This window comes from Anaeromonas gelatinilytica (genome assembly GCF_016820635.1).
Taxonomy (GTDB): Bacteria; Bacillota; Clostridia; order Tissierellales; family SIT17; genus Anaeromonas; species Anaeromonas gelatinilytica.
In genome coordinates this window covers 18,087-40,697 of sequence record NZ_WSFU01000130.1, presented here as the reverse complement: position 1 = coordinate 40,697, position 22,611 = coordinate 18,087, and the positions used below count along the sequence as shown (strand labels likewise).

Genomic DNA, 22,611 nt, shown 5'->3' with positions numbered 1-22,611 from the left:
GTGCTCAGGTGCACGTTTTATGCACCGTCGAAGGGAAACTAGGTTTCCCTAGCGAAGCGGACATGTTTCTAGTCCGCCTTTTTTATATGAACTAATGTACTTTATTTAGTTTTTTATTCATTTTTATTTGACATACAATTATAAGCTTGTCTAATTCTTTACTGGCATTTATTATATCTAAACTAGTAAGGTTATTGGAATTATTATTTATTAATGCATTTAGACTATTTCTTTTATCATTCATGTTTAAAAATATATTTTGTTTATACATAATTAATTATCCCCCTTGTCCGTCATTTATTTAACTTTAATATCATTATATAATTATAACTTGAAAAAATCAAGGTATAGTTTGGTAAAAACAAGTTATAATTAATAATATTAAAACTATACTTTGATTTAAAAATTATGTATAATAGTAATTAAGAATATTTTTAGGAGAGTTTTTATGATCAAATCTAATTTAAGATTAATAATGGCAAAAAGAGGAATAAAAAATGTTTCTGATGTGGGGGATATTTGTAAAGTATCTAATCCTACGATTACAAAATTGAATAATGATAGAAAACTAGAATCTCTTAGTTTAGAAACTATATTGAAAGTTTGTGCGGGTTTAGAGTGTACTGTTGAAGAATTGCTAGAAGTTGATTATAAGAAAATAGTAAAATTGATAGAAGATAGTGATAAATAAATGAAAATAATTATTATTTATTTGTTTAAAAGTTTTTTTATTGGGAATGAATATAGTGTTAAAGAAATTTGATTATAAGGAGGAATTTTGAATGGAAAGATTGGTAGGAAAATCTGCACCTGACTTTAAAATGTCAACAATAGACGGAAATGGTGAAAATTTTGGAGAAGTATCTCTTAATGATTATAAAGGTAAATGGTTAGTGATGTTCTTTTATCCAGCAGATTTTACATTTGTATGTCCAACAGAAATAACAGGATATAGTAAAAGATATGAAGACTTTGTAAAGGAAGATGCAGAAGTATTAGGAGTAAGTACAGATAGTGAACATTCTCACAAAGCATGGATTAATGGAGACTTAGGAAAGCTCAATTTTCCATTAGCTGCAGATAAAACTATGAATATATCAAGAAATTATGGAATATTAGTAGAAGAAGATGGAGTTGCTTTAAGAGGACTATTTATAATAGATCCTGAAGGGATCGTGAAATATGCAGCAGTACATGATTTAAATGTTGGACGTAGTATAGATGAAACTCTTCGTGTGCTTAAAGCCCTTAAAACTGGTGGATTATGCCCAGTAGATTGGGATGAAGGAGAAGATTTATTATAACATAGACTAACCCCTTGGTTATAACCGAGGGGTTAAGTTTTACTTAAATTTATTATAAAGTATTAGTTATACATTTAAAGTATATGATAAAATATATTAGGGTGATAATATGAAGAGATTAAATGATATAATTAATTTAGTAAAAAATAGGGATGCAAAACCAATGGGAATTAATGCAGACTTTGCTATACTTATCCCTCTTATATATAGGAATGGAGAATTACAGATTTTATATGAAATAAGAGCTTATAATCTAAGAACTCAACCTGGAGAAATATCTTTTCCTGGAGGTAAAGTTGAGAAGGGAGAATTTTTCTTAGATGCAGCAATAAGGGAAACCATGGAAGAATTAAATATAGATAAGGAAAATATTGAAGTGATAAGTCAGACAGACTATATCCTAATGCCTTTTAATATAGGTATATATCCTTTTTTAGGTATAATTAAAGGAATTGAGTTTGAAGATATAGATTTTAATGGAGATGAAGTTCATGAGATATTTACAGTACCATTAGATTTCTTTTTAGAAAATAAACCTAAGCAATATGATATGATAATAGATCCTAAGGTAGGAGAAGATTTTCCTTATCATTTAATAAATAATGGTAAGGCATATGACTGGAGAACAGGAATTTATCCCGTGTTTTTTTATAAATATAAAGATTATATTATATGGGGAATGACAGCAAGAATGACAAAAAATTTTATAGATATAATAAATGAGTAAGTCCAATTGGACTTACTCATCTTCAATTAATGGGTCAAAATTATTTTGTTCAATATTATAATCATTATTTAATTTTTTCATTTCTAAGGTTATCCATATTCCTGTTATTATAGATGCAAGGACGTCAGATACTGGAGCTGCCATCCAAACACCTTTAAGTTCAAAGAATCTTGGCAATATTAGTATAGAAGGAATTAAGAATAAAACTTGTCTTGATAAACTTAAAAACATAGCATGTTTTGGTTTACCTACTGCTTGGAAATAGTTAGATGAAACAATTTGCATTCCTATGATAGGTAACATAAATAGAAATACATTTAGTCCATTTTTAGCTATGTTAACAAGATTTTTATCTTCACCACCAAAGAAACTAATTATAGTCTCAGGGAATACTCTTGTAGCAATATAACCTGTAATAGTGATAAAGGTTGCACCAAGTATTGCTAATTTAAGAGTAGATTTTACCCTGTCATATTGTTTAGCTCCATAATTGTAACCAATAATAGGCTGGGCTCCTTGATTTATACCAAATATAGGCATTAATATAAACATAGTCACACTATTTATAATACCAAATGCTGCGATAGCAGTATCTCCACCATAAGTTTGTAAGCTATTATTAAGCAAAGCATTTATACCACTAGAGGCTACTTGCATTAGAAATGGAGCTGATCCTATTGCAAGAATTTTACCTACTATAGGAAGTTTTAACTTAAAGTTAGATATATAAATATTTAAAGAGCTTTTTCCTCCAAAGAAGTAGGAAAGAACCCATATAGCAGCTATTGCTTGAGATAATATAGTAGCAAAAGCGGCTCCTCTAATGCCTAAATCAAATACAAATATAAATATTGGATCAAGAATAATGTTTAATACAGCACCTATAAGCATGGTTAACATTGCCGTTCTAGGATTTCCTTCCGCTCTAATAAAATTATTCATACCAAAACCTATCGTTTGAAATATAGCTCCTGATAATATTATTCTTAGATATGCTTGAGAATAAGGTAATACTGTTTCACTTGCACCAAATAATTTTAATAGTGGATTAAGGAAGACTAATCCTAAAATTGAAATTATTAAAGATATAAGAAAAAGCAAAACAGTAGCATTACCTAATATTTTTTCCGCTTCATCTTTTTTATGTTCTCCTAATTTTATAGATATTAAAGAAGTAGCTCCAAGACCTATAAGCATACTAAATGCCATTATAATAATCATTATAGGAAAACCTATAGTTATTCCTGCTAGACCCAATTCTCCCATGCTTTTACCTATATATATTCTATCGATTGTATTATATAGTGCATTTACCATCATACCTATTATAGCTGGTATGGAAAACTTAAGTAGCAATTTACCGACTGGTTCATTACCTAATCTTTTTTGTTCATTCATATATTTCACCTCATACTTTCTTCATTATTTCAACAATTTTATTCATGTTTTCTGAAAAGATTTTTATTTCATCTTCATTTAGTTTTCCAAAAATAGTATGAATAGAATTTTTGAATATCTCTCGTTGGTTTTCAAAATATTTTTTTCCTTCATCAGTTAAAGATAATAAATATCTTCTTCTATCATTATTATCCATTTCTTTTAAAATTAAATTTTTTTCCACTAAAGAATCTATTAATGTAGTTAAACTTCCTTTTCTCATATCTAGGTATTTACCTAATGTAGAAGGAGAGATATTGTCATATTTACCAATAGTCATAATAGCTTTATTTTGATTTTTGTTACATCTATATTTGTTATCCATATTTCCCCTAAATACTTTACTTATTTTACTATGGAATAGATTATTAAATTCTAACATATTTTTATTAATATCATCTATATCTGTTTCTTTCAAAAGATCACCCCTTTTATTTAGAGTCACTATTAGTTAGAATTCTTACTATTAGAATTCTAATCATTTTTCAAAGAAAAGTCAATATATATTTGAAATTAAATATAAAAAAGTTGTATAATGTGGATAACTAATGTTAGGAGGAATTTAATATGGAAAAAATAAAAAAGATAGATACTAAAGATAAAAAGAAATTTTATGGATATTTAAACTTAAAATTAACTGGTTTAATATGTGATGAAGAAGATTGGCTGGCTAATTTATCTAATGCTTCTGGATTGATCTGGTTGTTATTAGATAATATAAATTGGGCTGGATTTTATTTGTATAAAAATGGTGAACTCATATTGGGACCTTTTCAGGGGAAACCAGCATGTACTCATATTCAAATAGGTAATGGTGTGTGCGGAACAGCCGCCAAAAAAAGAGAAATACAAATAATAGGAAATGTAGATGAGTTTGAGGGCCATATTGCTTGTGATGTAGTTTCTAAATCAGAGATAGTAATACCTATTGTTAAAGATGATAAGCTCATAGGTGTATTGGATATAGATAGTCCTGTATTAAACAGATTTAATGAAGAAGATGGTAAGTATTTAGAAAAATTTGTAGAAACACTAAATAAATATATAAACTGGAATGATATAAATTAAAGGTAGCCATTTGGCTACCTTTAATATTTAAATTTTTACTTGATGATATTTTTTCTTTCCTTTTCTTATCATAAGTTTTCCATCTTCAAAGTCATCTGAAGTAATTTCTTTTTTGAAGTCAGTTATCTTTTCGTCATTAACTGACACGCCACCTTGTTTTACTAGACGTCTAGCTTCACCATTTGATGAGGTAAGACCTAAATCAGTCATAAGATCTAAAAGACCAATACCTTTTTCAAATATACTTTTATCCATATCTGTAGATGGTATATTAGACATATCTGCTCCATCAGAGAATAATGCTTTAGCAGCTTTTTGAGCTTTTATAGCTTCTTCTTCTCCATGAACAATTTTAGTAAATTCAAATGCCAATATTTCCTTTGCTTTATTTATTTCTGCTCCTTCTAATGAACCTAATCGTTTAACTTCATCCATAGGTAAGAAAGTTAGTAATGCTAAAGTATTTTCTACATTAGTATCATCTATATTTCTTAAGTATTGGTACATTTCAAATGGAGGTGTTTTATTAGGATCAACCCAAATAGCTCCAGATTCAGTTTTTCCCATTTTTTTACCTTCACTAGTAGTTAATAATTTGAATGTTAGTCCGTATGCTGATTCAGATTCAACTCTTCTTACTAAATCCGCACCACTAAGTATATTAGACCATTGATCGTTTCCTCCAAGTTCCAATTTACAATTATATCTTTTATGGAGTTCTAAGAAATCATAGGATTGCATAAGCATATAATTAAATTCAAGGAATGATAGTCCTTTTTCCATTCTGGATTTGAAACATTCTGCTGTAAGCATTCTATTTACTGAGAAATGTTTACCTATATCTCTGATAAAATCAATATAGTTTAAACCTTTGAGCCATTCCTTATTATTAATTGCATAACCTTTTTCACCGTCTAAATCTAAATATTTCGAAATTTGATTCTTAAGAGATTCAGCGTTCTTATCTATATCTTCTTCTGTAAGCATTTTTCTCATTTCAGTCTTACCGGATGGATCACCAACCATAGCAGTACCACCACCAATAAGAGCTACTGGTTTATGACCTGCTTGCTGCATATGCATCATAACCATTATTTGAACAAAGTGTCCTAGATGTAGGCTATCTGCAGTAGGGTCAAAACCAGTATAAAATGTTACAGATTCCTTTTCTAAAAGTTCTCTAATTTCTTCTTCATGAGTAGTTTGTTCAATAAATCCTCTTTCAACAAGAGTATCATATGCATTTTTCATTTTTCATACCTCCTTTAAATATTTTCATATAAAAATAAAAAGGGTTTTCTAGTCCAAAAGGACGAGAAAACCCGTGTTACCACCTTAATTCACATTTAATAAAATGCCTCATTAAGTCATGTATCATATGACTAATCGCAGTAGTTTCCTACTGAAACTCTAGAGTCGTAATTCGCTTATATTTAAGGCAGATTTTTCACCAACCAATCTGTCTCTATTGTCCTTAAAAAAAGCTACTATCTCTTTCAATGTTTATGCTTTATATATTGAATTTTACTACATGATATACAAACATATTGAAATTGTCAAGGGTTTTTTAGTGTATTTTTATTTCTATACTATTTTCCCATAGATCATGGATATTACAATAACTTAAAGCATATATAATACCAGGCTTATCTAATATTGCATTAGTAACGCCTATTGGTTCAATAAAAGTATCAAATTTTCCATGGACAGTGAATTTAAAACTAGTTAATTGAATAGGGAATTTTCTATCTTCAGCAAAATAAAATAATTTTATATTTATATGATATAATCAAGATATTAATATAAGGGGAGAAGATAATATGGAGAATAAAATTCAAATTGATAAAAATGTAAAAGAACAAATGATAAATGAAGTAAAGGATTATTTTGTAAAGGAACGAGATGAAGATTTAGGAGACTTGGCGGCAGAATTGATATTAAATTTCTTTATAGATAAATTAGGTCCTGATATATATAATCAAGGGGTAAATGATGCCCATACATACATGAGTGATAAAGTAGAGGATCTGTTTGCATTGCAAATAGTAAAAAGGTAAATGAAAAAGAACCCAAGAGAGGGTTCCTAATATTATTTTACATTAATATCTTTGCTATTTTCCCATAATCCATGGATATTACAATAGCTAATTACATGGATTGTACCAGGCTTATCAGTTTTAAAATAAGTTGCAATTTGAGGTTCATCAAATACATTAGATTCACCATGAGCATCAAAAGAAGCTGTATATATTTCTATAGGGAATTTTCCTCCCTCTGGCTTAAAGAATACTTTAAACCATTTAATATGATGTTCTAAAGTATTAGGATGAGCTATTTCATCTCCAATAGATACTTTAAGTTCTGTTAATTCTCCAGCTTTAACTGTATCATTAATATGTATAACTGGAACGTGTTTTTCGCCTTTCCAATCTCCTGTTTGTAAAAAATTACCTAAACTCTTCATTGTAAAAAATTCCTCCTTTAATATTAAAATTCTCTTTCATAAATCTATATACCCTTTAAACCATTTTTAACACAAAAAAATTAGTTTTCTATAATTTTTTTAGACATTCGTGTTAAATAGTATGTTTTTAAGGAATCATTATAATGGATAATAAAATTCATTTCTGATAGAATGAATACATATTTTAAAATAGGAGAGATACGATGTCTAAAATAAAGTTGATAGCTACTGCTACATTTGGTTTAGAAGCAGTAGTAAAAAGAGAAGTAGAAAGTTTAGGATTTACTGATATAGAAGTAGAGAATGGAAAGGTTATATTTTCTGCAAATGTAGAGGATATTCCTAAGGCAAATTTATGGCTAAGAACAGCAGATAGAGTATTATTACTATTGGGAGAATTCAAGGTACTATCCTTTGAAGAATTATATGAAAAGACAAAAGCCCTTCCCTGGGAAGAATGGATAAGTGAAGATGGAGAATTTACCGTAACAGGAAAATCAATAAAATCAACATTATATAGTGTTCCAGACTGCCAATCTATAGTAAAAAAAGCAGTAGTGGATAAAATGAAATCTAAATATAAAACAGAATGGTTTAAAGAAACAGGAGCAAAGTATACAATTCAAGTGGCATTATTAAAGGATATCGCAACACTTACCATAGACACCAGTGGTACTGGATTACATAAAAGAGGATATAGAGAAGAAGCTGTGGAAGCTCCATTAAAGGAAACTTTAGCTGCTGCTTTAGTACAGTTAAGCTTTTGGAGTCATGATAGAGTATTACTTGACCCCTTTTGTGGTTCAGGTACAATAGCTATAGAAGCAGCAATGATAGGTAAAAATATAGCTCCAGGATTAAATAGAAAATTTGCCTCGGAAGAATGGGATAGAATTCCCAAAGAGGCATGGAAACAAGCTAAGGTAGAAGCCTTTAAAGCAATAAAACATGATAGAGAATTAATGATATATGCTTCGGATAAGGATAAAAAAGCAATAGACGTGGCTAAGGAGAATGCTTTTAAAGCAGGGGTAGATGATTGTATAGATTTTAAAGTGAGGAAATTCTCAATAATAAATATAAAAAATAGATATGGAGTTATAATAACAAATCCCCCATATGGGGAGAGAATAGGAGAAAAAAGAGAAGTAGAAGATCTATATAAACAGATGGGAAGAGAGTTTAAGAATCTAAGAACCTGGTCAAAATATATTATTACTTCTGATGAAAATTTTGAAAGACTCTATGGTAAAAAAGCATCAAAAAGAAGAAAATTATATAATGGGAGAATAAAAGTGGATTATTATCAATATTTTGGACCAAGACCAAATAAGGCTTAGGGAATTTATATCCTTAAGTTTCATTTTTATAAAAGAGGATATGAGGGAAGTATATAGAATATTCTAATAAGTAAAGATATAAGTACGAGAGGATGAGTAAATGCGGACAGAAAAAGAAATGATGGATTTAATTATTAGTTTTGCCAAGCAGGATGATAGAATTAGAGGAGTTCTGATGAGCGGTTCTAGAGTAAATCCAAATATAGAAAAGGATATATTTCAAGATTTTGATATTGTATATTTGGTTACTGATGTAGAACCGTTTAAAGATGAAGATTATATTGTATCTTACTTTGGCCAGATAATGATTATGCAAAAACCAGAGGATAAAATATTACCAGTACCAATAGGAGATGGACGTTATACTTATTTGATGCAGTTTATGGATGGTAATAGAATAGATATGCAAATACTTTATATAAATAAAATTCATGATTTGATAGAAGATAGCTTAACTAAAGTAATACTAGATAAAGATAATTTTATACCGCATATACCAGAACCTAGTGAAGAAAGTTATATTATAGAAAAACCTAGTCCTAAGCTGTATGATGATTGCTGTAATAGTTTCATATGGGGCTTAGGATCTCATATACCAAAGACAATCTGGAGAAAAGAATTACCGTTGCTAAAGGAATTAATAGAAGTTGTGCTTAGAAAACCATTAATTAAAATGCTTGAATGGTCAATAGGTATAAAAACTGATTATAAATATAGTATTGGTAAAGGTGGTAAAAAATTAGAGAAATTATTAGAGCCAAATATATGGGAACAGTTTAAAGAGACTTATACAGATTATGACTATGATAACATATGGAGATCTTTGTTTATATTCCATGATTTGTTTGAAGAAACAGCTAAATATGTAGGAGAGAATTGTGAATTTGAATTTCCAGAGGAAGAGTTAGAAAGAGCTTTTAATTTTTTAAAGCATATAAAAGAGTTGCCAAAGGATGCAGAGTCAATATTTTAGTTTTACTGGAGGGGATTATAAATGTTAAATCATAAGGGAACTAAGGTACTAGAAACAGAGAGATTGATATTAAGACCATTTAAGGAAGAGGATGCAATAGATATGTATAACAACTGGGCAACAGATAAAGAGGTTACAAGATATGTTACTTGGCCACCTCATAAGTCCATTGATGAAAGTAAGAATATTATTAACCTATGGATTGAAGAAAATAAAAGTATAGAAAACTATCATTGGGCGATAGAAGTAAAAGAAGATAATTCTGTTATTGGAACAATTGGTCTTTTAGATGTAGATAATCGAAACGAAAATAGTGAGATTGGCTATTGCATTAGTAGAGATTATTGGAATAAAGGAATCACCACTGAAGCATTTTTAGCTATTATTGAATATGCCTTCAATGAGGTAGGGTTTACACGGATAACCGCACGATATCAAGTGGGAAATAATGCTTCTGGAAGGGTTATGGAAAAGTGTGGTTTAACTTATGAAGGAACCCTTAGAAAGATACTAAAGAATTCATCAGATCAAATAGTGGATTGTAAGTATTATTCAATTTTAAGAGAAGAAGTTATTTAAGGCATATAACGTTTTTAGAAGTAAAATTAATAGAGTGATACCGTAAATTTATAGGTGAGATTGTAAGTAAGGGGGAAAATATGAAAGATATAAAACTTAATAATGGAAAAAAATTAATTATTAGAACAGCTATTAAAGAATATGCAAGAGATTTAATAGACTATGTAAATCAAATAGCTAAAGAGTCAGACTTTTTGACTTTTGGTAAAGGTGAATTTAATATAACAGTAGAAAAGGAAGAAGATATTCTACAAAATCATTTTGATTCAGGTAATATGCTATATATAGTAGCATTAATAGATGATGAAATCGTAGGTAGCTTAAATTTTGGAGGAGGACATAGACCAAGAATTATGCATACAGGAGAATTTGGTGTAAGTGTTTTAAAGAAATATTGGGGATTAGGTATAGGGAAGGAACTAGTAAAATATATGATAGATTGGGCAGATGAAGGTAAGATAATTAAGAAAATAAATTTAAGGGTTAGAGAAGATAATAAAATAGCTATAGAATTGTATAAAAAACTAGGTTTTAAAAAAGAAGGTATAATTACTAGGGATTTCTATGTGAATGAAAAATACTATAGTTCTATACAAATGGGGTTAGAATTAGATTAAAGAGGTAATAGGAATGATAGATATTAATAATATTAAAGTTAGAAGGGCTTTAAAAGAACATGATAAATATTGTAAAGATAGAAGAGTGATACAGAGTAATAATTTTTTTATAGCTGCTGATGAAAAAAATAATAATATCATAGCTACAGGGGAATTAGATATAATTAATCAAGAAGAAGCTAATTTAGGTATTGATATAGCTATAGAAGAAATAAATGAACATGAAATTACTATAAAGTTTATTAATGAAATATTATATTGGAATCCATTTCTTAAAACTATTAGATATGAAAAAGGAGAATTTAATAATCATAATGCCAGTGATCTAGAAGTGGTATCTATTGAAGATATACAACCTTCTCAACTATATATTAGTAAAGATAAGATAAGAAAAGTGTCTAGTTGGTTAGATTCCTATGAGAAAGTAATCATCCCTGTAGTAGAAATTGATGGAAGGTATGTTTCTACTGATGGTCATACTAGATTAGTACAAGCATTCATCAATGGATATAAAAATGTATATATTTACATGGATAAAGATATAGATTCTGAAACTTCTAGAGTATTTGTTGATTGGTGCAGGGATGAAAACATCACAAGTATTAAGGATTTATCTAGCAGACTCATAAATCGAAAAGAATATGAAGTGAAGTGGATAGGAAGATGTGAAAATTGCTTCAAGAGTTTAGAAGATAAGCAATAATAAGGGGAGTAAGTGAACATGTAAACTCTAATAAAAAATATTATAAATAAATTATTTAATATTATATCTAATGGGTATTAATATTGTATGAATTAGAGTGAATATTAGTATATAATGTATATATATTTAATATATAGGAGGTCTTTATGATGATAGTATCACATGAAAAGAATGTTAAAACCATAAAATTTAATAACTCTGAGGTTAAAAATGCTATCATGAAAGCATTGATTTCACCTAAAGAAGGATGGGATGGACATGTGATGAGAGTTATGGAAGTTGGGAAAGAAGGATATACTCCAAAACACAGTCATCCATGGCCCCACATTAATTATATATTAGAGGGCAAAGGTATATTACATATTGATGGTGAAGATAATGAAGTTAAAGCAGGTTCTTTTGCCTATGTACCTGCAGATAAAATACATCAATTTAAAAATATTGGAGAAGATAGATTTAAATTTATATGTATAGTACCGGAGGAAGGACATAAATAGGATGTTAACATTCTATTTATTTTTTTCAAATTTAGTTTATATGGTATAATAGATTCAAGCGGATTGAATAAGGTAGGTGGGAGAGAACATGAAGCAATGCAAACAAGTTTGTAATCTATGCCAGGGTAGATATTGTGCAAGAAAAGTATCTATATTTTCAGTACTTCCGGAAGAACAATTATCTGAAATAACAGATAAAATAAATATAAAGACTTTTAAAAAAGGTGAAATGCTCTTTTTTGAAGGAGATATATCAGATAAATTATTTTTAATAAATAAAGGAAAAGTAAAAGCTTTTAGGTATACTAAAGATGGTAAAGAACAGATTATATATATATTAGCTGAAGGTGATTTTGTAGGAGATATGAGTCTTATAAAAGAAGAAGAATTTAAATTTAATGCTGAAGCTATGGAAGATAGCAATGTATGTATACTTACTAAGAAAGATTTTGATAAAATACTCTTAGAAAATCCTGATATAGCTTTAAAGACTTTAAGGGTAATTCATGATAGGGTTGTTAGTTTAGAAGAACAAGTTCAGCGTCTTGGTACGAAGGATATTGAATCTAGATTAGCAGGATTACTTCTAGGTCTTATAAAAGATTTTGGAACACCTAAAGAGAGGATTGTGGAATTAGATATACCTTTAAGTAGAGAGGATATGGCTAATTATATAGGTTCTACTAGAGAAACTGTAAGTAGAAAATTAAGTGTTTTTCAGGATGAAGGAATTATAGAATTAATAGGCAATAAAAAAATAATTATAAAGGAATTAAATAAATTAGAAGATTTAGCTTAAATGATAAATAAGAATTGGAATATTCCAATTCTTATTTATTTTTATTTATATATGAATTAGATAATATATATTTATCAATTTTATTTACTGTGGATTTGTCGTTAGCCAAAATATAAAAAACAATAGTGGAATCATATTCTTCAAAGAATTTTATATACATTCTACCATATAAATCTATGATAGGATAATCTTCTTTTATGTTGTTTGATTCTGGGGGAATACCATATTGGATATAACCATTATGATGTTTTTTATATTTATGTAACGGAGAATTAGTTTTTATTATAGAATCTACTTTTATCCAATTATTAGAATCGATATAATTAATATTTTCTTTTATATTTTTTATTTTGTATTTAAATGTAACGTTTTTTGGGAGAAGTCCTATGGAGGGCAGAACTAAATATTTCTGATCATATTCTGGCATTTTTGACAATAAATCTATGTCAATATCATCTTGATTAAATCCAAATGGAGTACCATCATTTGTTTTTATTCCATAGACTCCATAGAAAGATGAATAATAATCAGAATTAGAATTAAAATAATTAGAGTATTTCTTATTAGAACTAAAATTACCGAAATTATATATTATACTTAGTTCTACATCTTGATTTATATACTGACTAAAGCCTTTATTAGAATTAAAGTAAAGAACAAAAGGATAAAAGTTTTCTTTATCATTAATTGTTCTACTAGGGACTCTTAGAGGTATATCATTAAAAAGTCCTGTTTTTTTATAATAAGTTTTTAGTGGATACATTATGCTATAACTCCGTAATGGATAGTATAAGTTAGTAATAAATATTATGATCAGAAGTAAAAGTATTATGAGAATTATGCTTTTCTTTTTATTAGTCATCATCATTACAATTCTCACAATATCCATATAGTTCAAACTTATGATCTGTAAGCTTAAAACCTTCTTTAGCTAAATTTTCTTTTATATTTGTGTAGGGACAAAAGTCTACTACTTTAGTTTTTCCACAATTTTTGCAAATAATATGATGGTGATGGCTATCTTTACATATTATTTCGTATATAGTTTTTTTGCCATCTGTTGTAGTAGAGTGGATAATTTCTAATCTATCTAATAATTCTAGAGTTCGATATACTGTAGAGAAATTTGTTTTAGGATATATTTTTTTAGTTTTTATATATATATCTTCAGCACTTATAAAGTGGCTTTTATTATTTATTAATACATCTAATATGGCTTCTCTTTGATTAGTACATCTGTGTCCCTTTTCTTTAAGGGTTTTTATAATATCTTCTTTATTAGGCATTTTATCAACCTCATTTCTTTAATATTATTTTATATTATTCCTTTCATATATTCAATTAATGAATAAATATTGTTATAGTGTTAAATAAAGTTTAAATTATTAATTGTTCTTTGTTCTATAATTCTTTGTATTGTCTTTCTGCCACTTGTAATATCACTATTACTAAATGATTTACTTACATTCCTATAATAAATTTCTTTAGAAGGAAAATTTCACTATTATGAAATTGATCAATAGATTTTTTAATCCCTTACCCGGTCATATTAATAATATATCCATTATTATATCCATTATTTATTAAAAATTACATAAATGATATTGACAAGTACTATACAAGGGATTAAAATATTTATAGATATAAAAAAAATTATATATATGTAAAAGGGGGATTGAAGACCATTATTGGAATTTAGTTTAATGGTTGTTTTATGATTGAAAATATAGGTAGTGAAGTTAAAGAAATAAGAAAATCAAATAATATGACTTTGAAAGATTTAAGTGAAAAAACAGGTTTATCTATAGGGTTTTTATCTCAGTTTGAAAGGGGATTAACTACTATAGCTATAGATTCTTTACAAGTTATATCTGATGCTTTGAAAGTAGATTTATCCCGTTTTTTATTGAAACCTAAATCTGACGAAAAAATGATATTAAAAAGTTATGAAAATGAAGTATATGAAGTTATGAATAATAAATTCATTAATTATCATTTAAGTAATTCTTTAGATAAAGCAAATATTTATCCAAGGAGGATAGATATTTTGCCTATGAGTGTAGAAGAGGATATCAATGAGTACAGTCATAAGGGGGAAGAATTTGTATATGTGATTGAAGGAATTCTCACCCTGATGTTAGATTCTAAGGAATATCATTTATATCCTGGAGATAGTGCCCATTATGATTCAGAAAGAATGCATAACTGGGCTAATTATACCAATAAAGTAGTTAAAGTTTTAGTTGTTAGTACTCCTAATTATTTTAAAGATAATAAAGGGATTAATGAAGATGAGTAAAGGTATGATAATGAATATACAGAAGTACTCGGTTCATGATGGCCCAGGTATTAGGACTACTGTGTTTTTTAAAGGCTGTCCCTTAAGTTGCTGGTGGTGCCATAACCCTGAAAGTCAAAATTTTAATAGTGATTTAATGTTTTTTAGAGATAAATGTAGTGGCTGTGGCAGGTGTGAAGAAAGATGTCCTGAAAGGACTATAAAGATGGAATCAAGGGTGCCTATTAGGGATGAAGATAAGTGCACTTTGTGTGGTAAATGTGCAGATTTATGTTTAAATGAAGGTTGGAAGCTGGTAGGAAGGAAATTTACAAGTTCAGAATTGATGAAGGAAATAAAGAAGGATGAAATATTCTATGAAGAATCCGGTGGTGGAGTTACATTTTCTGGTGGAGAACCTTTATCTCAGATAGATTTTTTAGAAGAAATGCTAAAAAAATCAAAAACTGAAGGAGTACATACTACTGTTGATACTAGTGGCTATAGCAAATGGGAAAATATCAAGAAAATAGTAGATTATACAGATTTATTCCTCTATGATTTAAAGCTTTTAGATGATGAGAGACATAAAAAATATATAGGGGTTTCCAATAAAAATATATTAAAAAATTTAGAAAAGTTATCTGAAACTGGAGCTAATATATATGTGAGAATACCTATTATCAAAGGTATAAATGATGATATGGAAAATATCGAAGGTACAATTAAGTTTTTAGAGAAACTTAATATTAGTCAAGTTAACCTCCTCCCTTATCATAGAATGGGAATGGAGAAGTATGAGAGACTTTCTAAAGAGTATAATCTTATAGGTGATGAAAAGCCTTCAGAGGAAGAGATGGATAATTTAGTTGAGAAATTTAAAATATTAAATAGAAAAATAAAGGTAGGGGGTTAATATTTATGATTTGTGAAAGGGTTAAGAAATTAAGGGAAGAAAGTTTAAATGCAGTACCTTATATTTCAATGGAAAGGGCTAAGATAGTAGATGAAGTGTATAAAAAATATGAAGGAACTGTTTCGAAGCCTGTTTTAAGAGCTTTAGTTTTGAAGGAATTCATGTCTAAGAAAAAAATAAGTATAAATGATGGAGAACTTATTGTAGGTGAAAGGGGAGAATCTCCTGCTGCCACACCAACTTATCCTGAGTTATGCTGTCATACAATAGAAGATATGGAGACAATGAATGATAGGGAAAAGGTATTTTTTAAGGTGGATGAACAGGCAAAGGAAATACAAAAGGAGACCATAATACCTTACTGGAAAAAAAGATCAATGAGATATCATATATTTGAAAATATGACTCAGGAATGGAAGGACTGTTATGAAGCAGGCATATTTACTGAATTTCAAGAACAAAGGGGACCAGGACATACTGTTGGAGATAATAAAATATATAAAAAGGGATTTTTAGATTTTAAAAAGGAAATAGATGAATCAATAAAAAATCTGGATTTTCATAATGATGATGATGCTTTAAATAAAATAAATCAACTGGAAGCTATGAAGATAGCCTGTGATGCTATAATTATATTAGGAAAAAGATATTCAGAATTAGCTAGGGAGATGGCAGAAAGGGAAGATGACCCTAAGAGAAAAGAAGAATTAATAGATATAACAGAGACCTGTAGTTGGATTCCAGCCAATGCCCCAAGAACCTTTAGGGAAGCCATTCAAATGTATTGGTTTGTACACTTATGTGTTATATCTGAGTTAAATCCTTGGGATTCATTTAATCCTGGTAGATTAGATCAACATCTTAATTCTTTCTATGAAAGGGAAATAGAGGAAGGTACTTTAACTAGAGATAGAGCTGAGGAATTACTTCAGTGTTTATGGGTTAAATTTAATAATCAACCGGCCCCACCTAAGGTTGGAATAACTTTAAAAGAGAGTGCTACATATACGGATTTTGCTAATATAAATAGTGGCGGATTAAAGGCTGATGGCTCCGATGGGGTAAATGAAGTTAGTTATTTAGTATTGGATGTAATAGATCAAATGAGACTTTTACAACCTAGCTCAAATGTTCAGATAAGTAAAAAGACTCCTCAGAGATTTTTAAAAAAGGCATTAAGTATAGTTAGAAAGGGATGGGGGCAACCATCATTATTTAATGCTGATGCTGTTGTTCAAGAGTTATTAAATGCTGGTAAGGATATAGTGGATGCTAGATGTGGAGGTACCAGTGGTTGTGTTGAAACAGGGGCCTTTGGTAAAGAGGCTTATATTTTGACAGGATACTTCAATATTCCTAAGGTTCTTGAGATAACCCTTAATAATGGTGTTGATCCAATGATTGGAAAGAAACTAGGAATAGAAACAGGAGACCCCACTGAATTTAGCAGTTATGATGAGTTATTTGAAGCCTTTAAAAAACAACTTGATTATTTTATAGATATTAAGGTTAGAGGAAATAGAGTTATAGAAAGATTATATGCTGAGAATATGCCTGTACCATTTTTATCTATAATCATAGATGACTGTATAAAGAATGGTAAGGACTATAATGCCGGGGGTGCAAGGTATAATGTAACTTATATTCAGGGCGTAGGGATAGGAGATATAACAGATAGTTTATCTACTATAAAGTATCATGTATTTGATAATAGAAATATGTCTATGAAGGAACTATTAGATGCTTTAAAGGATAATTTTGAAGGTCATGATGATGTATTTAATCTAATTAAAAAGAAAACTCCTAAATATGGTAATGATGATGATTATGCAGATGAAATAATGGGAAGTGTATTTAAGGCCTATTATAATGAGGTTACAGGAAGGCCTAATACTAGAGGTGGAGAACACAGAATAAATATGTTACCTACAACATGTCATGTGTATTTTGGATCAGTGATAGGAGCTTTACCTAGTGGAAAAAAATCAGAGGAAGCTTTAGCCGATGGTATATCTCCTGCTAAGGGTGCAGACTTAAATGGACCTACAGGAGTGATAAAATCTGCTTCTAAAATGGATCATTTAATTACAGGAGGAACATTATTAAATCAAAAAGTTACTCCTTCAGTCATAGAAGGGGAGGAAGGTTTAGATAAATTAGCCAATTTAGTACGCGGATATTTTAAATTAGATGGACATCATATACAATTTAATGTAGTAACTAGAGAGACATTATTAGAGGCTCAAGAGAGACCAGAGGAATACAAGAATCTTATAGTTCGTGTAGCAGGATATAGTGATTATTTCTCAAATTTAAGTAAAGAATTACAGGATGAGATAATAGCTAGAACAGAACAATCAATATAATTTAGGGGGAATATAAATGGAAGAAACTTTAGGATTTATAGGCGGAGGAAATATGGCTCAAGCCATGATGGCAGGTATAATTGATAGTAAGATATTTTCACCAGAGAATATAATTGTGGGGGATTTAAATAAAGATTCATTGAAGGTGTTAGAAAAAAATTATGGTGTAAATACTACTACAGATAATAATGAGGTTGTCAGGAAGGCTCAAATAGTTATTTTAGCTGTGAAACCCCATATATGTGATATAGTAATTGACCAAATTAAGGATAATGTGAAGAAGGATACATTGATAATATCTATTGCAGCTGGGAAGAAAATATCTCAATTAGAAGAGAGATTTGAAAGGGATGTAAAATTAATTAGAGTAATGCCCAATACTCCAGCTTTAGTAGGGAAAGGTATGTCAGCAATATCATCTAATGAAAGGGTTTCTGAAGGTGAATTAAAAGAAGTACTTGAAATATTTGAAAGTTTTGGAGAAGCAGAGTTGATAGAAGAGAAACTTATGGATGTGGTTACAGGGATAAGTGGTTCTTCTCCTGCATATGTATATATGTTTATAGAAGCATTAGCTGATGGAGGAGTGCTGGAAGGTATGCCTAGGGATAAGGCTTATAAGATGGCAGCTGCAACGGTATTGGGTTCAGCTCAAATGGTTTTAAAAACAGGGAAACATCCAGGTGAATTAAAGGATATGGTTTGTTCTCCAGGAGGAACTACTATTGAAGCAGTAAGTATATTAGAAAATAAAGGACTAAGAAGTGCTATGATTGAAGCAGTTAGAGGTTGTGTAAAAAAATCTAAAGAACTTTAAAAAATTCATAAATTAATTGAAATATATAATAAATCCTTGTCCTATACAGGGCAAGGATTTATTATCGAATTTTATGTATAAAAAATTTTTTTAAAATGCTTGAAAATCATATATTTTTAATCTAAACTGAAATTAGTATTTTATTTAGATGCTATGGGACATCTTATTCATTGTCTAGGTAAGTTAATTTAATAAAGCTTTTAGATTATTGATAGATACAAAGGTTAATAGTTATAGAAAATATTGGAATACAATAAAAAATGACGGGTTGTAGGGGATGAAATCCCCTGCTGTATTAGAAGGGTACTTAGGTGCATGTTTTATGCATCGTCGAAGGGAAACTAGGTTTCCCTAGAGAACATGCTTCTTGTTTGCCTTTTATATTTTTAAAATTTTATATGGTAGCTTAAGATAAAATATTTTTATTAGTCCAGGAGATTCTTTTTGAGAAGCCTGGGCTAATAGAATGTAAGGATAATTTTTCTGGAATTTATAATAATTATTTTGGGTTATTTAATAAAGGATTATAGATTAGTTTCATTAACCTAAATATATTATATAGGGGGTTGAGAAAAATGGTTAAAAAAAAGTGGTATAATTACATTATAGATTATGTAGCTATAACGGTAGGTACAATGGTGATGGCAATAGCATTAAATATGTTTTTAGAGCCAAATACCATTGCGCCAGGAGGGATAAGTGGTTTTGCGATAGTTATTGAGAAAGTAACTGATGGTTTTTTGAAAATGGAAATAGTTAATTTAATGATAAATATTTTATTGTTTACAATAGGAGTAATAATTTTAGGTAAAACCTTTGGAATCAAGACTTTATATGCAATCTTAGGGTTGTTTTTTTTCATAAGGATTATATCTAATACTGTGGCTACAAATAATTTATTATTATCTTCAATATTTGGAGGGTTACTTTTAGGTATTGGGGTAGGAATTATATTTAAATTTGGAGGTACTACTGGAGGAACAGATTTAGCAGGAGCTATATTGCACAAATACTTTCCAAGTATAAGTACATCTAAATTGATGATGGCTGTTGACTTTATGGTTGTAATATTTGCTGGATTGGTTGATAAAAAAATTGATACAGCATTATATTCTCTAATTGCACTATATATTTCAGTAAAAGCAATTGATCAAATAATGAGTGGATTTAGCTATTCAAAGGCGTTTTTAATAATTTCTGAAAGACCAAAGGAAATAGGAACTGCTATATTAAGTGAAATAGGTAGAGGGGCAACAATTTTAAAAGGAAAGGGAATGTATACTGAATTAGAGAGAGACACTTTATTATGTGTAGTTAATAGGGTACAAATAGTTAAGCTAAAGGATTTAATACATAGGTTAGATCCCAATGCTTTTGTAATGATAACAGATATTCATGAGGTTTTAGGGAATGGATTTAAGAATATAAATAGTAATTAAAAAATAGTAATAGTAGGTATTTCATGAAATATCTGCTATTACTATTTATATACTACTCAATTAGTCGTTTTTGTTTAACCAATCAGTAAGTACTTTTATATATTTATCATTTTCTTCTACAAAAGGCATATGACGACTGTACTGAAATAATTCCCATTCGGAATTTGGAATTTTATCATACATTGTCTTTGCAATAAATGGAGAACAAAGGTCAATTGAACCGCTAATAATTAAAGTAGGTTCTTGGATATATTTAATTTCATCCATAAAGTTAAAGTCTTTCAATGAACCAGTAGGAGTGAATTCATTTTGACCCCATCCAGCTATATAAGCTTGCGTGCCAGCGTTTTTTTCACGTCTTAGGCACTCTGGCGAATCTGGTCCAACTTCATCTGCACAATAGCGAAGCATAAATTCTGCTTCAGCTTCTTGGTATTCCTTTGAGGAGTAATCTCCAGTTTCTTCTGCTTTATCAATAGCATCTTGCATGTGTTGGGGAAGATATTTAATTCTTCTACGTTGATCTTTTTCCCATAGAGAAGCAGATGGTAGAGTACTGGATAAAATATAACTCTTGATTCCCTTAGGTTTATATTCACAAGCGTAGTGGATTGCTAACATTCCTCCCCAGGATTGTCCTAATAAGTGGATTTCATCTAATCCTAGATGTTCACGTAATTGGATTAACTCTTCAGTCCATGTCTCTGCATTCCACAGTTCCGGACGATCAGGCATTGAGGATAATCCGCAACCGATTTGGTCATACATGATAATAGCTCGTCCATCTTCTGCAATTCTATCTAGTATTTCAAAATAATTATGAGTAGAACCTGGACCTCCATGTAATAAAACTAATGGTTTCTTACCATCTTTACATTCACCTACTATACGATAATAAGTTTTGTATTCTCTAAAAGGCATATATCCTTCAGTAATTTCCATAAAAAAATCATCCTTTTCTATTTAGATTCAGGAACAATGATTATATCCTTAGTGAATTTATTTATAACTTCACAACCATCTTCAGTAACTATTACTAGGTCTTCAATACGAACACCAATACCTTCTTTTGGTAGATAAATTCCTGGTTCTACTGAGAAAACTTGTCCAGGTTTTATAATGTCTTCATTTACAGAAGAAACATCACCAAATTCATGGTCTTCTAAACCGATAGAATGGCCAGTTCTATGGGTGAAATATTCACCATATCCCATTTCTTCTATGTAGTTTCTAGCAGCTAAGTCTACATCACACATTCTATTTCCTGGTTTTGCTGCAGCTATACCTCTTAAGTTTGCTTCTAGAACGATGTTATATATTTCTTTTTGTCTTTCAGAAACTTCACCTATAAATACTGTTCTTGTCATATCTGATGCATAGTTTTTGTAGAATCCACCGATATCAAGAACAACACAGTCTCCATGTTTTCCTTTAGAGTCATCAGTTACATGGTGAGGATCTGCTGCTCCTTTAGCATATGCTGTAATTGGATCGAAAGAAACCTCAGTGATACCATGGTTTTTATAAATTTCAAGTACCTTATCGTGTAATTCTTTTTCTGTTAAACCTTTTCCTGACCATGGAATTAATTCTTCCATTACTAGATCATTTAATCTAGAAGATTCTCTTAAGATAGCCCTTTCTTCTTCGGCTTTAATCATTCTAACGTAGTCAATTATAAAAGAACCATTTACGAATTTACTTCCGGCTCCAAGTTCTTGTAATCTTAATAGGAACTTAGCAGGCCAAGTCTTATCTATGCCTATAACTTTATCTTTGTCTACATGTTTAGATAAAATTTCAACTCCATCTTGAATATCGTTATACCATATGATTTCAACACCAAGATCTTCTTCCTGTGGAAATAATTCATTGATAACTATTTTGTGGTTACCATTAATATTTAGATATAATGCTAATAATCTTTCTCCTGGATGAATCCACTTTCCTGTTAAATAGAAAATAGCTGTTGGATCAGAGATAATTAATTGAGGAATACTATTATCTTCCATTGATTTTAAAACTCTGTTAACCCTACTTCGATTCATACTAGTGCCTCCTAACATTTTTTAAGTTTCTAATACATTAAACATCATAATACGTTTATCAAAATATGTCAATAATATATCAATCGTCTACAAATTGATTAGATAATAACTCCCATTATTTAGACATTTAATAAAAGGTAGGGAATAAATTCCAAGAAATATATTTTTCTTATAAATAAAAAAATTATAAAAATAATGAAATTTTTATTGTATAAACCTATTATTCTGTGGTAATATAC

General features: G+C 29.4%; 27 protein-coding genes and 1 other annotated feature. Of the genes, 17 read left to right on the top strand and 10 right to left on the bottom strand.

The window, feature by feature from the left end; all coding sequences use genetic code 11:
• Positions 1 to 91 precede the first annotated feature (91 nt).
• A complete protein-coding gene (locus GOQ29_RS12125) occupies positions 92 to 271 on the bottom strand; it encodes a Spo0E family sporulation regulatory protein-aspartic acid phosphatase (protein WP_203372926.1) in 180 nt (59 codons plus the stop codon).
• Between the two features lie 177 nt (positions 272 to 448).
• Between GOQ29_RS12125 and GOQ29_RS12120 the strand changes: the two genes are divergently transcribed.
• The 3 genes from GOQ29_RS12120 to GOQ29_RS12110 all read left to right on the top strand — a co-directional run bounded on the left by GOQ29_RS12120 (position 449) and on the right by GOQ29_RS12110 (position 2,031).
• A complete protein-coding gene (locus GOQ29_RS12120) occupies positions 449 to 691 on the top strand; it encodes a helix-turn-helix domain-containing protein (protein WP_203372925.1) in 243 nt (80 codons plus the stop codon).
• A 91-nt stretch (positions 692 to 782) separates the two neighbouring features.
• Positions 783 to 1,304, top strand: a complete 522-nt coding sequence (locus tag GOQ29_RS12115) for a peroxiredoxin (RefSeq protein ID WP_203372924.1) — start codon at positions 783 to 785, stop codon at positions 1,302 to 1,304.
• 109 nt (positions 1,305 to 1,413) lie between these two features.
• Positions 1,414 to 2,031, top strand: a complete 618-nt coding sequence (locus tag GOQ29_RS12110) for an NUDIX hydrolase (protein ID WP_203372923.1) — start codon at positions 1,414 to 1,416, stop codon at positions 2,029 to 2,031.
• A gap of 12 nt (positions 2,032 to 2,043) precedes the next feature.
• Here the strand turns inward: GOQ29_RS12110 and GOQ29_RS12105 are convergent, their stop codons facing one another.
• On the bottom strand, positions 2,044 to 3,429 hold the full coding sequence (locus GOQ29_RS12105) for an MATE family efflux transporter (protein ID WP_203372922.1): 1,386 nt from the start codon (positions 3,427 to 3,429) through the stop codon (positions 2,044 to 2,046).
• Positions 3,430 to 3,439: 10 nt separating this feature from the next.
• Positions 3,440 to 3,886 (bottom strand): MarR family winged helix-turn-helix transcriptional regulator, encoded by a 447-nt coding sequence (locus GOQ29_RS12100; protein WP_203372921.1) that lies wholly within the window; start codon positions 3,884 to 3,886, stop codon positions 3,440 to 3,442.
• A gap of 149 nt (positions 3,887 to 4,035) precedes the next feature.
• Between GOQ29_RS12100 and GOQ29_RS12095 the strand changes: the two genes are divergently transcribed.
• Positions 4,036 to 4,536, top strand: coding sequence for a GAF domain-containing protein (locus GOQ29_RS12095; RefSeq protein ID WP_203372920.1), 501 nt, complete (start codon positions 4,036 to 4,038; stop codon positions 4,534 to 4,536).
• A 27-nt stretch (positions 4,537 to 4,563) separates the two neighbouring features.
• Here the strand turns inward: GOQ29_RS12095 and tyrS are convergent, their stop codons facing one another.
• Positions 4,564 to 5,787, bottom strand: a complete 1,224-nt coding sequence (tyrS, locus tag GOQ29_RS12090) for a tyrosine--tRNA ligase (protein WP_203372919.1) — start codon at positions 5,785 to 5,787, stop codon at positions 4,564 to 4,566.
• Positions 5,788 to 5,841: 54 nt separating this feature from the next.
• Positions 5,842 to 6,045 (bottom strand) — a binding site (T-box leader).
• A 58-nt stretch (positions 6,046 to 6,103) separates the two neighbouring features.
• On the bottom strand, positions 6,104 to 6,310 hold the full coding sequence (locus GOQ29_RS15100) for a desulfoferrodoxin family protein (protein ID WP_350446023.1): 207 nt from the start codon (positions 6,308 to 6,310) through the stop codon (positions 6,104 to 6,106).
• Between the two features lie 46 nt (positions 6,311 to 6,356).
• Here GOQ29_RS15100 and GOQ29_RS12080 point away from each other — a divergent pair, with 46 nt between their 5' ends.
• Positions 6,357 to 6,593 carry a DUF2164 domain-containing protein gene (locus GOQ29_RS12080; protein ID WP_203372918.1) on the top strand — a complete coding sequence of 79 codons (237 nt, stop codon included), beginning with the start codon at positions 6,357 to 6,359 and terminating at the stop codon, positions 6,591 to 6,593.
• 32 nt (positions 6,594 to 6,625) lie between these two features.
• Here the strand turns inward: GOQ29_RS12080 and GOQ29_RS12075 are convergent, their stop codons facing one another.
• On the bottom strand, positions 6,626 to 7,000 hold the full coding sequence (locus tag GOQ29_RS12075; RefSeq protein ID WP_203372917.1) for a class II SORL domain-containing protein: 375 nt from the start codon (positions 6,998 to 7,000) through the stop codon (positions 6,626 to 6,628).
• 203 nt (positions 7,001 to 7,203) lie between these two features.
• Between GOQ29_RS12075 and GOQ29_RS12070 the strand changes: the two genes are divergently transcribed.
• The 7 genes from GOQ29_RS12070 (at position 7,204) to GOQ29_RS12040 (ending at position 12,508) form a co-directional block, all read left to right on the top strand.
• The gene (locus GOQ29_RS12070; RefSeq protein ID WP_203372916.1) at positions 7,204 to 8,340 is read left to right on the top strand and encodes a THUMP domain-containing class I SAM-dependent RNA methyltransferase; all 1,137 of its coding nucleotides are present in this window, start codon (positions 7,204 to 7,206) and stop codon (positions 8,338 to 8,340) included.
• A 100-nt stretch (positions 8,341 to 8,440) separates the two neighbouring features.
• Positions 8,441 to 9,313: an aminoglycoside 6-adenylyltransferase gene (locus tag GOQ29_RS12065; protein ID WP_203372915.1), complete on the top strand. Its 873-nt coding sequence runs from the start codon at positions 8,441 to 8,443 to the stop codon at positions 9,311 to 9,313.
• Between the two features lie 21 nt (positions 9,314 to 9,334).
• A complete protein-coding gene (locus tag GOQ29_RS12060) occupies positions 9,335 to 9,892 on the top strand; it encodes a GNAT family N-acetyltransferase (RefSeq protein WP_203372914.1) in 558 nt (185 codons plus the stop codon).
• Positions 9,893 to 9,972: 80 nt separating this feature from the next.
• Entirely contained in the window at positions 9,973 to 10,509 is a 537-nt protein-coding gene (locus GOQ29_RS12055; RefSeq protein WP_203372913.1) for a GNAT family N-acetyltransferase, read from the top strand.
• A gap of 13 nt (positions 10,510 to 10,522) precedes the next feature.
• Positions 10,523 to 11,212, top strand: a complete 690-nt coding sequence (locus GOQ29_RS12050) for a hypothetical protein (protein WP_203372912.1) — start codon at positions 10,523 to 10,525, stop codon at positions 11,210 to 11,212.
• A 146-nt stretch (positions 11,213 to 11,358) separates the two neighbouring features.
• Positions 11,359 to 11,709 carry a cupin domain-containing protein gene (locus GOQ29_RS12045; RefSeq protein ID WP_350446022.1) on the top strand — a complete coding sequence of 117 codons (351 nt, stop codon included), beginning with the start codon at positions 11,359 to 11,361 and terminating at the stop codon, positions 11,707 to 11,709.
• 88 nt (positions 11,710 to 11,797) lie between these two features.
• Complete coding sequence (locus tag GOQ29_RS12040) at positions 11,798 to 12,508, top strand: Crp/Fnr family transcriptional regulator (protein ID WP_203372911.1); 711 nt, start codon at positions 11,798 to 11,800, stop codon at positions 12,506 to 12,508.
• A gap of 31 nt (positions 12,509 to 12,539) precedes the next feature.
• Here the strand turns inward: GOQ29_RS12040 and GOQ29_RS12035 are convergent, their stop codons facing one another.
• The gene (locus GOQ29_RS12035; RefSeq protein ID WP_203372910.1) at positions 12,540 to 13,271 is read right to left on the bottom strand and encodes a hypothetical protein; all 732 of its coding nucleotides are present in this window, start codon (positions 13,269 to 13,271) and stop codon (positions 12,540 to 12,542) included.
• Positions 13,272 to 13,362: 91 nt separating this feature from the next.
• Positions 13,363 to 13,794, bottom strand: a complete 432-nt coding sequence (locus GOQ29_RS12030; protein WP_203372909.1) for a Fur family transcriptional regulator — start codon at positions 13,792 to 13,794, stop codon at positions 13,363 to 13,365.
• 428 nt (positions 13,795 to 14,222) lie between these two features.
• Here GOQ29_RS12030 and GOQ29_RS12025 point away from each other — a divergent pair, with 428 nt between their 5' ends.
• From GOQ29_RS12025 to GOQ29_RS12005, 5 genes are all read left to right on the top strand, one after another.
• Entirely contained in the window at positions 14,223 to 14,807 is a 585-nt protein-coding gene (locus tag GOQ29_RS12025; protein WP_203372908.1) for a helix-turn-helix domain-containing protein, read from the top strand.
• A complete protein-coding gene (locus GOQ29_RS12020) occupies positions 14,800 to 15,702 on the top strand; it encodes a trans-4-hydroxy-L-proline dehydratase activase (RefSeq protein ID WP_203372907.1) in 903 nt (300 codons plus the stop codon). The genes GOQ29_RS12025 and GOQ29_RS12020 overlap by 8 nt, the downstream gene beginning before the upstream one ends.
• Before the next feature lie 5 nt (positions 15,703 to 15,707).
• The gene (gene hypD / locus GOQ29_RS12015; protein WP_203372906.1) at positions 15,708 to 18,068 is read left to right on the top strand and encodes a trans-4-hydroxy-L-proline dehydratase; all 2,361 of its coding nucleotides are present in this window, start codon (positions 15,708 to 15,710) and stop codon (positions 18,066 to 18,068) included.
• Positions 18,069 to 18,084: 16 nt separating this feature from the next.
• Positions 18,085 to 18,885 (top strand): pyrroline-5-carboxylate reductase, encoded by an 801-nt coding sequence (gene proC, locus GOQ29_RS12010; protein ID WP_203372905.1) that lies wholly within the window; start codon positions 18,085 to 18,087, stop codon positions 18,883 to 18,885.
• Between the two features lie 575 nt (positions 18,886 to 19,460).
• Positions 19,461 to 20,324, top strand: a complete 864-nt coding sequence (locus GOQ29_RS12005) for a YitT family protein (protein ID WP_203372904.1) — start codon at positions 19,461 to 19,463, stop codon at positions 20,322 to 20,324.
• A gap of 60 nt (positions 20,325 to 20,384) precedes the next feature.
• Here GOQ29_RS12005 and pepI read toward each other — a convergent pair whose 3' ends face one another.
• Positions 20,385 to 21,266: a proline iminopeptidase gene (gene pepI, locus GOQ29_RS12000; protein ID WP_203372903.1), complete on the bottom strand. Its 882-nt coding sequence runs from the start codon at positions 21,264 to 21,266 to the stop codon at positions 20,385 to 20,387.
• A 17-nt stretch (positions 21,267 to 21,283) separates the two neighbouring features.
• A complete protein-coding gene (locus GOQ29_RS11995; RefSeq protein ID WP_203372902.1) occupies positions 21,284 to 22,372 on the bottom strand; it encodes a M24 family metallopeptidase in 1,089 nt (362 codons plus the stop codon).
• Positions 22,373 to 22,611: the final 239 nt, after the last annotated feature.

Excerpts from the sequence above, each read along its gene's own strand:
- GOQ29_RS12095 (WP_203372920.1), top strand. The coding sequence starts at position 4,036 with ATGGAAAAAATAAAAAAGATAGATACTAAAGATAAAAAGAAATTTTAT.
- GOQ29_RS12110 (WP_203372923.1), top strand. The coding sequence starts at position 1,414 with ATGAAGAGATTAAATGATATAATTAATTTAGTAAAAAATAGGGATGCA.
- pepI (WP_203372903.1), bottom strand. The coding sequence starts at position 21,266 with ATGGAAATTACTGAAGGATATATGCCTTTTAGAGAATACAAAACTTAT.
- GOQ29_RS12070 (WP_203372916.1), top strand. The coding sequence starts at position 7,204 with ATGTCTAAAATAAAGTTGATAGCTACTGCTACATTTGGTTTAGAAGCA.
- GOQ29_RS12005 (WP_203372904.1), top strand. The coding sequence starts at position 19,461 with ATGGTTAAAAAAAAGTGGTATAATTACATTATAGATTATGTAGCTATA.
- GOQ29_RS12025 (WP_203372908.1), top strand. The coding sequence starts at position 14,223 with ATGATTGAAAATATAGGTAGTGAAGTTAAAGAAATAAGAAAATCAAAT.
- GOQ29_RS11995 (WP_203372902.1), bottom strand. The coding sequence starts at position 22,372 with ATGAATCGAAGTAGGGTTAACAGAGTTTTAAAATCAATGGAAGATAAT.
- proC (WP_203372905.1), top strand. The coding sequence starts at position 18,085 with ATGGAAGAAACTTTAGGATTTATAGGCGGAGGAAATATGGCTCAAGCC.
- GOQ29_RS12105 (WP_203372922.1), bottom strand. The coding sequence starts at position 3,429 with ATGAATGAACAAAAAAGATTAGGTAATGAACCAGTCGGTAAATTGCTA.
- GOQ29_RS12020 (WP_203372907.1), top strand. The coding sequence starts at position 14,800 with ATGAGTAAAGGTATGATAATGAATATACAGAAGTACTCGGTTCATGAT.
- GOQ29_RS12035 (WP_203372910.1), bottom strand. The coding sequence starts at position 13,271 with ATGTATCCACTAAAAACTTATTATAAAAAAACAGGACTTTTTAATGAT.
- GOQ29_RS12065 (WP_203372915.1), top strand. The coding sequence starts at position 8,441 with ATGCGGACAGAAAAAGAAATGATGGATTTAATTATTAGTTTTGCCAAG.
- GOQ29_RS12040 (WP_203372911.1), top strand. The coding sequence starts at position 11,798 with ATGAAGCAATGCAAACAAGTTTGTAATCTATGCCAGGGTAGATATTGT.
- GOQ29_RS12075 (WP_203372917.1), bottom strand. The coding sequence starts at position 7,000 with ATGAAGAGTTTAGGTAATTTTTTACAAACAGGAGATTGGAAAGGCGAA.
- GOQ29_RS12115 (WP_203372924.1), top strand. The coding sequence starts at position 783 with ATGGAAAGATTGGTAGGAAAATCTGCACCTGACTTTAAAATGTCAACA.
- GOQ29_RS12055 (WP_203372913.1), top strand. The coding sequence starts at position 9,973 with ATGAAAGATATAAAACTTAATAATGGAAAAAAATTAATTATTAGAACA.
- GOQ29_RS12030 (WP_203372909.1), bottom strand. The coding sequence starts at position 13,794 with ATGCCTAATAAAGAAGATATTATAAAAACCCTTAAAGAAAAGGGACAC.
- GOQ29_RS12060 (WP_203372914.1), top strand. The coding sequence starts at position 9,335 with ATGTTAAATCATAAGGGAACTAAGGTACTAGAAACAGAGAGATTGATA.
- GOQ29_RS12045 (WP_350446022.1), top strand. The coding sequence starts at position 11,359 with ATGATGATAGTATCACATGAAAAGAATGTTAAAACCATAAAATTTAAT.
- GOQ29_RS12080 (WP_203372918.1), top strand. The coding sequence starts at position 6,357 with ATGGAGAATAAAATTCAAATTGATAAAAATGTAAAAGAACAAATGATA.
- hypD (WP_203372906.1), top strand. The coding sequence starts at position 15,708 with ATGATTTGTGAAAGGGTTAAGAAATTAAGGGAAGAAAGTTTAAATGCA.
- GOQ29_RS12050 (WP_203372912.1), top strand. The coding sequence starts at position 10,523 with ATGATAGATATTAATAATATTAAAGTTAGAAGGGCTTTAAAAGAACAT.
- GOQ29_RS12125 (WP_203372926.1), bottom strand. The coding sequence starts at position 271 with ATGTATAAACAAAATATATTTTTAAACATGAATGATAAAAGAAATAGT.
- tyrS (WP_203372919.1), bottom strand. The coding sequence starts at position 5,787 with ATGAAAAATGCATATGATACTCTTGTTGAAAGAGGATTTATTGAACAA.
- GOQ29_RS12120 (WP_203372925.1), top strand. The coding sequence starts at position 449 with ATGATCAAATCTAATTTAAGATTAATAATGGCAAAAAGAGGAATAAAA.